Raw genomic sequence first — 6,801 nt, forward strand, 5'->3', positions numbered from 1 at the left:
GATGGCGACGAACCCCTTCGAGGACGAGAACGGGACCTACCTGGTGCTGGTCAACGACGAGGGCCAGCACTCGCTCTGGCCCGCCTTCGTCGAGGTGCCGGCCGGCTGGCGCACGGTCCACGGCGAGGACAGCCGGCAGGCCTGCCTCGACCACATCGAGCAGAACTGGACGGACATGCGGCCCACGAGCCTGGTCGAGGCCATGGATGCGGGACATGCCTAAGGTCTGCGGCAGCAGGGGGGAGGCACGGACATGACGAGCTCGGGATTGGCGGCGGACCGGGACCGGACCGGGGAGTCCGGCGGGCCGGTGCCCGGCGCGGGCGTGGGCGGACCCGCCCTCACCGTGGGGACGCCCGCGGACGCGGCGCGGGCGCTGCGGCGGGCGGTCGAGGAGGTCACCGACTGGTCGCACCGGCCGATCGGGCCGGAGAGCTACCCGGACTTTCCGTACCGGGCGGTCGTCGACTACTACCGGCGGGTCGGAAAGGCCGCGGTGGCACCGGAGTTGGTGGAGCTGCTGCGCGGCCTGCGGGTCCGGATCGGCTGCGGCGGGCTGGCCCGGCCGTGGTCGTCCCCGGACGCCTGGCTGTTCGACCAGTGGCTGCCGCTGACGTTCACCGACCAGCCGATGGCGTACAACAGCTACGCCGGCCACGACCTGCTGCAGGTCGCGCACTGGGACGCCGGCAGCGCGGAGCACGCCGAGGACCTGCTGATGGTGGCGCTGCTCGCGGACCTCGCGACGGTCGAGCTGGACGCCCTGGCCCTGCCCGAGCCGACCGACCGGCAGCGGACCAGGACGGTCGCGGTGCTGCAGGCGGTGGCCCGGCTCGGCGCGTTCGCCCCGGCGGCCGTGCCGCACCCCGCGCCGCTGGAGGCGCTGCGGGCCGCGGTCGCCGCCGCGCCCGGGAACGAGGAGCTGGTGGCCGCCGGCCGGGAGACCGTGGCGCTGCTGCGGGCCGGGGTGCCGGCCGGACTGCGGCGAGCGGTGGACATCGGGCTGCTGCCGGTGACCACCGTGCACGACGAGCACATGTTCATCCGGTCCGTGCAGCTCTTCGAGCGGATCTTCGCCCGGGTGGCGGCCGCGCTGACCGACGCGGTCGAGGCGGTCCGGGCCGGCCGGCCGGTCGAGGCGGCGGCCGTGCTGTCGGCGACGGCGGCCCGGCTGACCGGGGCGACCTCGGCGCTGTACCGGATCCTGACCACGATCCCGCCGGAGACCTTCGCGGTGATCCGGGACCACACCCACGGTGCCAGCGCCATCCAGTCCCGGCCCTACCAGATGATCGAACTGGTCAGCGCGAAGCGGCCGGACGGCCCGTACTCCAGCGAGAAGGGCCCGGAGTTCACGGTCGTCGCGACGCTGCAGGAGGAGTTCCTGGCGCGGATGGGCGGCTGGGACGCGGACGAGGCGCGCCGGCTCCAGGAGGAGATGCTCGCGCTGGACGCCGCCTGGCGGTCGATGAAGCGCACCCACTGGGGCGTGACGCTGAAGATCATCGGCCGGGTCTCGGGCACCGGCGGCACCACGGGCGCCGACTACCTGAAGGCGGCGGCGAACATCGAGCTGTTCCCGATGCTGGCCGCCGCCTAGCAGGCTGTCAGGCCCTGTCCGTCCCGGGCCGAGCCCGGCCGGACAGGGCCCGCCGGGCCGGGCTCAGCCCAGCACGGTGGCCAGGTCGCGCGCGGCGCCGAGGTCGGGGCACCCCGACAGGACCAGGGCCTCCCGGAGTTCGGCCTGCAGCAGCTCGAACACGCGGGCGGCGCCCGCCTCACCGTCGGCGGCCAGGCCCCACAGCACCGGGCGGCCGAGCAGCACGCCGTCGGCGCCGAGGGCCAGGGCGCGCAGGACGTCCGTGCCGGAGCGGATGCCGCTGTCGAGCAGCACCGAGCAGCGGCCGCCGACCGCCTCGACCACCGGCGGCAGGGCGGTGATGCTGGCCGGCGCACCGGCGAGCTGGCGGCCGCCGTGGTTGGACACCACCACCGCCTCGGCGCCGATCTCCACCGCCCGGACGGCGTCCCGCGGGTCGAGGACGCCCTTGAGGACCAGCGGCATCGTGGTGCGCTCGCGCAGCCAGGCCAGGTCCGCCCAGCCGATCGCGGGATCGAAGGCCTGCCCGGTGTGGGTCGCGACGCCCGACGCCCCGGGCTGCCGGGTGTGGGTCGCCGCCAGCGGCACCCCGCCCAGGTTGGCCGCGGTCACGTCGGCGGGCAGCGTGAACCCGTTGCGCAGGTCGCGGAGTCGACGGCCCATGACCGGCACGTCGACCGTGACCACCAGCGCCTCGCAGCCGGCCTCCTCGGCGCGGCGGACCAGGTCGAGCACCTGCGCGCGGTCGCGCTGCCAGTACAGCTGGAACCAGCTCGTACCGCCGACCGCGGCGATCTCCTCCAGCGGGTAGCTGCTCAGGGTGCTGATCGCGTACGGGATCCCGGCCTCGGCCGCGGCGCGCGCGGCGGCGAGCTCGCCGTCCGGGTGCATCAGCCGCTGGTAGGCCATCGGCGCCACCACGACCGGCATCGCGGCCGTCCCGCGCAGCAGCGGGCCGGAGGGGTCCGCGACGTCCGTCCCGGCGAGCACCCGCGGCACCAGGCGCACCCGGTCCAGCGCCGCCCGGTTGGCGGCCTGGACGGACTCGTCACCGCTGCCGCCCGCGACGAAGTCCCGCACCTCGGCGGGCAGTCGGTCCGCGGCGAGCCGCTCGATGTCGGCGAGGCAGACCGCCGGAACCGCCGGGACCGGTGCCGGATCCGGAGCGGGGCCGCTCATCGGGCCGCCTCGTCGGTGCGGGACTGCTCCAGCTCCACCGCGGTGTAGAGCGCCTTGATGTTGCCGCTGCCGAAGGTCCGGGCGCCCAGCCGCTCGATCACCTCGAAGAACAGCGTGCCGCGCGGGTGGACGGAGCGGGTGAAGATCTGCAGCAGCTGGCCGTCCTGGTCCTGGTCGACCAGGATGTTGAGCTCCCGCAGCCCGTCGACCGAGTGGCGCAGCAGGTCGAGCCGCTCCGGCACCAGGTCGTAGTAGGCCCCGGGGGTGCGCAGGAACGCGACGCCGTTCGCGCCCAGTCGGGCCACGTCCTGCACGATGTCGTCGGTGGCGAACGCGATGTGCTGGACGCCGGCGCCGCCGTGGTCCTTGATGAACTGGTCGATCTGGCCGGGCTCCCGGGACAGATCGGGCTCGATCAGAGTGAGCGTCACCGTGCCGGAACGATTCTGCACGACCATGGAGTCCATCGCCTGCTTGCCGACCACGATGCGCTCGGTGAAGACCATGTCGAAGTCGAGGACGGTCTTGTAGAACTCCACCGTGGGGACCAGCTGACCGGCCTCCAGGCACACCGCGAAGTGGTCCACCGTGTGCAGACCGGGGGTCGGGCGCGGCTCACCGGTGGCGGGCCCCTCGGCGGAGGCCTCCTCGACGGCGCCCGGCCCGGCCACCGGCAGCCCCGGCAGGGCGCGGGCGTCCACCCCGGGCAGCCGCTGGACGAAGGTGTGCACGACGTCGCCGAAACCGGTGATGGAGGCGGTGACCACGCCGTCCCGGGTGGTCGGCTCGACGACCGGACGGGCACCGCGCCGGACCGCCTCGGCGAAGGCGGCCGCCGCGTCCGGGGTGGCGAGGCCGATCGCCGACACGCCGTCACCGTGCCGCTCGACGAAGGCGGCCGCCGGGTGGTCGGCGTCGCCGGCCGCGGTCAGCACCAGTCGGACGCCCTGCCGGCCCACCGCGACCGCGCGCACCCCGTCCGACGCGTCGGCGGAGCGCGCGTAGACCTCCAGCCCGTACTGGTCCGCGAAGAGTCCGGTCGCCAGGTCGAGGTCGGCGATCGCCAACTCGACGTGGTCGACCCCGAGTATGTCGAGCGCGCTCACAGGTGTCCCCCTTGGTTCGGTGCGGTCGTGCCGTTCTCTTCGCACTGCTCGTCGACGAACTCCGCCAGCCGGTCCAGGCCGACGGTGATCTGCTCCGGCGTCAGGTAGCTGAAGGACAGCCGGATCTGGTGGCGCGGCTCGCCGTCGCCGTAGAAGTGGTGCATGGGCGTCCACAGCACCCGGTGCCGGCGCGCCGAGAGTTCGAGCAGCTCGTCGTCGACCGGGAACGGGACGTCCATGACGACGAAGAAGCCTCCGGTGGGCACGTTCCAGCTCACCCCCGGGCGCCGGTCCGGCCCGAACCGCTCGGCCAGCCCGGCCAGCAGGTGGCGGAGGTTCTCCTGGTAGACCGCGTTCTCCGGGGCGTTCGCCGCGCGCAGGCTGAAGTCGTGCTCCAGGAGCTTCCCGCCGATGACGGCCTGGGCGACCGGCGGGGTGTTCACCGTCAGCATGCTCTTGATCTTGGCGAGTTGGTCGGCGAGCGACTGGGTCCCGCCGTTGCCGTCGCCCACCAGCTGGTCGGCGACGACGTAGCCGATCCGGGCGCCCGGCAGGCCGGTCTTGGCGAACGAGCCGAGGTAGACCACCCGGCGGTCGCGGTCGAGCGCCTTGAGCGTCGGCAGCGGCTCGGTGTCCGGCGCGTGGAAGATCCCGTACGGGTTGTCCTCCAGCAGCAGGAAGTCGTGCTCCGCCGCCAGCCGCAGCAACTGCTGCCGGGTCTCCAGGTCGAGGCTGATCCCGGACGGGTTGGCGAAGTCGGCCACCACGTACAGCGCCCGGGGCCGCAGGCCGGACTCCTTGGCCCGCCGCACGACCTCCACCAGGTCCGCCAGGTCGATGCCCGCCGGCGAGCCCTGGACCGGCAGCAGCGGCATGTCGACCAGCTCGGCGGCTCCGGCGACCCCCACGTAGCAGGGCAGCACGGTCAACAGACAGTCCTGCTCGGTGCGGCGCAGCGCCCGCAGGGTGAGGAACAGCGCCTCCTGGCAGCCGACCGTCACCACGATCGACTCCGGGTCGACCACCACGTTCTCGTCCACCGCGAGGTTCTTCGCGATCAGGTCGTGGATGATCCCCTTGGTCCGGCCGTACTGCAGCACGGTCCGCCGCACCAGCGTGACGTCGCCGTCGAACCGCTCCATCAGGTGCTCGGTGTACCGGCGCAAATGACGGTGGACCAGCTCGGTGTCGAACAGTCCCTCGAAGGGGCGTCCGGCGGCGAAGGAGACGGCCTCCGGGAAGCGCTGTGAGACCTCGTTGAGGAAGTTCATCGATTCGATGACCGGTGAGGCCAGCGATGCGTGCAGGTCGGCGAGTTCCAGCTCCACCGGACTCCGCTCGTTGTCGGACGCGGTCAATCCAGCTCCCCCTTGTGTCTGCACCCGCGCCGAGCGGCGGCGAACTGCTTCCCCGAAGCCGCCTGCGCGGGGTTCACGAACGTGCGGGCGTGCGGGAACGCAGCCCCGGAACAGAGTGAATCATGAAACGATCCCGGCACCGGTCCGAGGTCCGCCCCGTGATCCCGGGGCGCACCACGGCATCACGGGGCGGAGTTCCGCACTGCCGGCGGCGTCAGCCGATCCCGGCGTACGAGTGCTTGCCGGTGACGAAGATGTTGATGCCGTAGTAGTTGAAGAGCATGCAGGCGAACGCGACCAGGGCCACGTAGGCGGCCTTGCGGCCACGCCAACCGGCGGTCGCCCGGGCGTGCAGGTAGGCCGCGTACGCGACCCAGGTCACGAAGGACCAGGTCTCCTTCGGGTCCCACTCCCAGTACTTGCCCCAGGCCGCCTCGGCCCAGATGGCACCCGCGATGACGGTGAACGTGTACAGCGGGAAGACGATCGCGTTCACCCGGTACGAGAAGCGGTCGAGCGTGGCCGCCGCGGGCAGCCGCTCCCAGACGGAGGCGGGGATGCGCAGCGGGCCCGTCTCACGCGCGCCGAGGGCGCGCTGCTTCTCGTACACGTCCTTGCCGAGGTACATCAGGGTCGCGGCGAAGGCCGTGTAGAAGGCGCCCACACAGGCCGTCGCGGCGGTGACGTGGATGCCCAGCCAGTACGAGTGCAGGGCCGGGACCAGCGCGTCCGCCCCGGTGTAGAGCACCGTCACCGCGAGCCCGAGGGTCAGCACGGCGCCGACGGTGACGGGCACGCCCAGCCAGCGCACCGGGGCCTTGGCCGCCAGCAGCCCCAGGTAGACCAGGACCATGGCGAGCGCGAACGCGCAGGAGAACTCGTACATGTTGCCCCAGGGCCAGCGCATCGCCGACAACCCGCGGGCGGTGACCCCTCCGACGTGGAGCAGCGCGCCGAGCGTGGTCAGCGAGATCGCGATCCGCCCCGCGAGGTCCGCCTTCGGGCTGCTCCCCGCGGCACCGGGCCCGTCGACCTGGGGCTCCTCGCCCCGGCCCGTGGTCACCACGGTCGCGCCCTCGCCCGCCACCACGGTGCGGGTGAGGGTGGTGGACCCGCCGTCCCCGGAGGCGACGGTGACCGTGGCCTGCCGGACGCTCCTGCCCTCGTGGGCGGCCACCGTCTCGGCCAGGGTCGTCTGCTCGATCGAGCGCCGGGCCACCGTTCCCCGGCTGCCGAACGTCCACTCGAAGAGGTGGGCGAACATCGCCAGGACGTACACCGCCATGGCCGAGTAGATGAGCTTGTTGGACATGCCAGCCAGTTGGAGGTCGACGACCGAGGCGAGCTTCACCACGAACTCCTTCGGAGTCAGGCTTCGATGGACACTGACCGCCCCCACTCTACGGTGGGTGATCCGCTGCCGACTCTCCGGGGTCCCGCTCCCGGGCCGGGACTGATCCCCCCTCAGAAAGTGTTGGGTAAGTGATCAACTCCGTGGCGTGATGCATGCCGGTGATCTTCGCGGTCTGGGGACCCGCGAAGATCACCGGCATGTGTG

6 protein-coding genes are annotated in these 6,801 nt (G+C 72.9%); 2 read left to right on the top strand and 4 right to left on the bottom strand.

Features of this window, described 5'->3' with window-relative positions:
* The first annotated feature begins 1 nt into the window (after nucleotide 1).
* Together ABTZ03_RS24700 and ABTZ03_RS24705 are read left to right on the top strand one after the other, a co-directional pair.
* Nucleotides 2-223, top strand: a complete 222-nt coding sequence (locus tag ABTZ03_RS24700; RefSeq protein ID WP_350515250.1) for an MbtH family protein — start codon at nucleotides 2-4, stop codon at nucleotides 221-223.
* Nucleotides 224-253: 30 nt separating this feature from the next.
* Nucleotides 254-1,600 (top strand): tryptophan 2,3-dioxygenase, encoded by a 1,347-nt coding sequence (locus ABTZ03_RS24705; protein WP_350515251.1) that lies wholly within the window; start codon nucleotides 254-256, stop codon nucleotides 1,598-1,600.
* A 63-nt stretch (nucleotides 1,601-1,663) separates the two neighbouring features.
* Here the strand turns inward: ABTZ03_RS24705 and ABTZ03_RS24710 are convergent, their stop codons facing one another.
* From ABTZ03_RS24710 to ccsB, 4 genes are all read right to left on the bottom strand, one after another.
* Entirely contained in the window at nucleotides 1,664-2,779 is a 1,116-nt protein-coding gene (locus ABTZ03_RS24710) for an alpha-hydroxy acid oxidase (protein WP_350515252.1), read from the bottom strand.
* Nucleotides 2,776-3,885: a 4-hydroxyphenylpyruvate dioxygenase gene (gene hppD / locus ABTZ03_RS24715; protein WP_350515253.1), complete on the bottom strand. Its 1,110-nt coding sequence runs from the start codon at nucleotides 3,883-3,885 to the stop codon at nucleotides 2,776-2,778. The genes ABTZ03_RS24710 and hppD overlap by 4 nt, the downstream gene beginning before the upstream one ends.
* A complete protein-coding gene (locus tag ABTZ03_RS24720) occupies nucleotides 3,882-5,243 on the bottom strand; it encodes an aminotransferase-like domain-containing protein (protein ID WP_400919754.1) in 1,362 nt (453 codons plus the stop codon). The genes hppD and ABTZ03_RS24720 overlap by 4 nt, the downstream gene beginning before the upstream one ends.
* Nucleotides 5,244-5,457: 214 nt before the next feature.
* Entirely contained in the window at nucleotides 5,458-6,594 is a 1,137-nt protein-coding gene (ccsB, locus tag ABTZ03_RS24725) for a c-type cytochrome biogenesis protein CcsB (RefSeq protein ID WP_350515254.1), read from the bottom strand.
* Between the last annotated feature and the right edge of the window lie 207 nt (nucleotides 6,595-6,801).

The organism is Kitasatospora sp. NPDC096077 (assembly GCF_040303245.1).
GTDB lineage: Bacteria > Actinomycetota > Actinomycetes > Streptomycetales > Streptomycetaceae > Kitasatospora.